The sequence below is a fragment of the Brevibacterium sp. Mu109 genome (assembly GCF_900169375.1).
Lineage (GTDB): Bacteria > Actinomycetota > Actinomycetes > Actinomycetales > Brevibacteriaceae > Brevibacterium > Brevibacterium yomogidense_A.
The window spans coordinates 1-2,435 of record NZ_FXZF01000079.1; the positions used below are offsets into that span (position 1 = coordinate 1).

Genomic DNA, 2,435 nt, shown 5'->3' on the forward strand with positions numbered 1-2,435 from the left:
CACGACATACACCCCTTGACGGTGTAGTCCATGCCCCCGGCTGTTGACGCAGCGCGGGGGCCCTTACGTCACCCGACCCTACCCGGCAGACCGGCCCCGTCCATCGGCATCAAGATGGATACCCCTTCTTCCAGAACACGCCGATCGCACGGACGACAGCGGAACAGTCACGCACGCCGACTCACAGTCGCGTATGGCGGGCACTCACCTTAAAGTCAACCCCGTCAATTCGGAGATACCGTCTTTTGACATTGGCCTGACGGGAGAGCTGAACCAAGACGAGGACCTCCAAGGATACTCTGTCTTCACCGACAGTAACACCGACGACGCGTCGCTAGTACGAGCCGACCCTGTTGGGGCAAGCTTTCTCGACGTGACAACCGACCCGCATGCAGGACCACTCCAAGACTTTACCTTCAATGACACTATAGCTAGTTACCGCGATAATGTGCACGGAGACACCGTAGTCACGCTGGAGAACGGCGAATCTGTGGTGCTCCAAGACAGCGTGTCAGTAGACAGCAATGGCAGAACTCTCGATTCAGACATATCGATTGACGGGAATACTGTTGCGGTCGAGGTGGACGCACCCGAGAGTGCAGATGCGTATCCACTAGTTACCGCGAGTGGATTCGTCTATTTGATGGACTTCGATATTGGATATACCGACCCGGCTACCGCAAGAACGGAGATGAAGGCGTCAGGGATGTTTGACACCATTTTCCCGGTTCAAGGAGCTCCGGAGGATTTCCCAGAAGTGGGAGACCTCCTGCCACTGTACGTCGCGATCGATATCGATTTATCAAGCTTCGAATGCACGTTCGGTGGAGACGCTTTCATTAGCGACGGCCCGTATAATGAATGGGGGTACTGGTTTGACGCAACAGCGAACCATATCGATGGCGAGGGTTCTAGTATCAGGTTTATGATGTCGGGCGCTCCTGATGAGCCAGACAACACCCTGGCCGTGTACGGAGATGTCATGAATAACAATCCGTCCGGTATACCTCAGTCAGTGTATGAAATTGGCGCGCGTTCAATGTGGTCTGAATTTGCGCGGCGTCTTGAATGGCTTACTCTATTCGAGCAGGGATGAAGAACACGTTCATTGAAATCTGTCGGTCAGTAATCGCAATACTTGTGAGTGCCGCAATCTTCGGTCTCGTAATGTTCTCAGGTCCTGCATTTTTTGCGCTATGGTATTGGTTTTTGCAGATTGTGGCGCTTGTGGCGGGTGGCTTCATTGTACGCGTGGCGCTCGGTCGCATCGCCCCAAGCTGGGTCATGGACTCCATAGCTCTAGGCTTGTCAGCTGTCGTTACGATCGGTATCACGTACTCTATTGCTTACAGCGATGGGTTCGACGCGGCTTTTAGAGCTGCTCAACTGTCCGCGCTCTGCACAATTCCTGTTGCAGCGATCGCGTTCGGGTTGATAGTCCTTTCGCGCCGATACATTAAATGGCCGAACACTATCTGATGGACATTAGGACAAATAAAAGCCCGCGTATGGCTTACGTTCGCGAACGTAGGCCATACGCGGGCCTGGGTGTGCGTATTGTCGCGAGCACTGCCAGGCGCGCTGCATCGATTTGAGGCGAACTCCTGAGCAGGAGTCCAAACACCACGATTAATCCGGTCCGGCGTCAATGAAGGCAAAGACGTGCGCGTGAGTTCGCCCTCTTCGCGATCATCACACGTCCCCGGTCGGTGTTCGCGGCATCGTCCGCTGCTCGAGCTGAGCACGCCGCAGCTCCACTAGCGCCTCCGCGATCTGGTCCCGATCCACTATCGGGCCTCCCCGCGCTTCCTGGTTCAACGCCCGCGCGATCTGTTGAGATTGTTCCCCGACCGACGCAGCTCGGCGCGTAGTCGGTTCACTCAGCGATCAGGCCGGCGCGCGGTGCGTGCGTCTCAGACTCGCTCCGTACCGCTGCGATCTTCCCTATCCCACTTCCTGATATATGTGGTAGCGGCGGATCTTGTCTCAGTCAGCGCTTGTTCAAGCTCGTTCAGCGATGCGTCGCGTGCTCGTTTCGCGCGCTCAACCCGCGCCCGGGTTTCAGTGAGGTCCTGGCGGAACTGGGAGTTCAGCCCTGGTTCAGGGTCTGCCTTGTGGGCTATCTCCTCTAACTCCGCCACCCGGCTCTGCTCCCATGCCACGTCCTCTTCGGCTCTTAGGCTGGTTTTCCACCGGCTCTGGAGCCCTAGTAGTTGTACGTCGAGGAGTTGTAGCGACTGTCTATACTCAGGAAGCCGATTTCCGTACTCCTCTATTGCGCGCCTTACTACCGGTATCTCATTGGAAAAAAGGGGTATCCATCTTGGTGCCGATAGGTGGATCGGTGCGGGCTGGTGGTCAGGGAGTTCGGCGCCAGGGCCTGGGAGAGGTTGCCTGGTCGAGGCTACTGGGCCTCGAGCGAGGTCCTCTTCGCC

Annotated in this window: 3 protein-coding genes; 2 read left to right on the forward strand and 1 reads right to left on the reverse strand. The window is 56.6% G+C overall.

Annotated features, from left to right (window positions below):
* Window positions 1–193: 193 nt before the first annotated feature.
* The gene (locus tag BSP109_RS17165) at window positions 194–1,096 is read left to right on the forward strand and encodes a hypothetical protein (RefSeq protein WP_146001220.1); all 903 of its coding nucleotides are present in this window, start codon (window positions 194–196) and stop codon (window positions 1,094–1,096) included.
* Complete coding sequence (locus BSP109_RS17170; RefSeq protein ID WP_146001221.1) at window positions 1,093–1,479, forward strand: hypothetical protein; 387 nt, start codon at window positions 1,093–1,095, stop codon at window positions 1,477–1,479. Before BSP109_RS17165 ends, BSP109_RS17170 begins: the two co-directional genes overlap by 4 nt.
* A 434-nt stretch (window positions 1,480–1,913) precedes the next feature.
* On the opposite strand, the gene BSP109_RS17565 is transcribed toward BSP109_RS17170, so the two are convergent.
* Window positions 1,914–2,435, reverse strand: a 522-nt coding sequence (locus BSP109_RS17565; RefSeq protein WP_219618585.1) for a hypothetical protein, incomplete at its 5' end; no start/stop codon positions are given.